The sequence below is a fragment of the Pseudomonas sp. RW407 genome (assembly GCF_003176655.1).
In the GTDB taxonomy this organism is placed as follows: domain Bacteria; phylum Pseudomonadota; class Gammaproteobacteria; order Pseudomonadales; family Pseudomonadaceae; genus Pseudomonas; species Pseudomonas delhiensis.
Map to the genome: position 1 here is coordinate 136,317 of NZ_QGSL01000091.1, position 498 is coordinate 136,814.

Sequence of the window (498 nt, forward strand, 5' to 3'; positions counted from 1 at the left end):
GCCGAGGAAGGCCTGCTGCGCGGCATAGTTGCCGGTGGCGCCCGGCAGCGCGTGGTCGATCTCGGCGTACTGCGTCAGAGTGACATTGCCGCTGCCATCCACCTTCAGACTGAAGATGGTGTTGCTGGCGTTTACCCCGCCTTCACTGCTGGCGGTACTGCCGATGATCTGGCCATTCTGCTCGTACAGATAGATCTTCTGTCCGGTGCTGTTCAGGCCTGACTGGGTGCCCTCGGCCACATCCAACTTCAGTGCATAGCTCCAGCTCACCGAAGCCGGCGTATCGGCACCGGCGCTCTGCGAGGTAATGGCGAAGGCCGCGGCGAAGCTGGTGGTCGCGGTGTCGAAATTCGAGCCAATGGTGTCGGCATCCTGGGTATGCAGCAGCACCGGAGCTTTACCGCTCAGGTCGATGCAGATGGAGGGACCATCGTCGTCGAAGGCCACCTTGTTGCCCAGGTCCAGGGACGCCGTGGAGCTGGCCTTGTCACCGTCGTA

Annotated in this window: 1 protein-coding gene; it reads right to left on the reverse strand. The window is 62.4% G+C overall.

Annotation, left to right across the window (positions count from 1 at the left end; translation table 11 throughout):
* A partial coding sequence (locus DK254_RS34520) for a DUF5801 repeats-in-toxin domain-containing protein (RefSeq protein ID WP_218281420.1) occupies window positions 1-498 on the reverse strand: 498 nt, incomplete at both ends.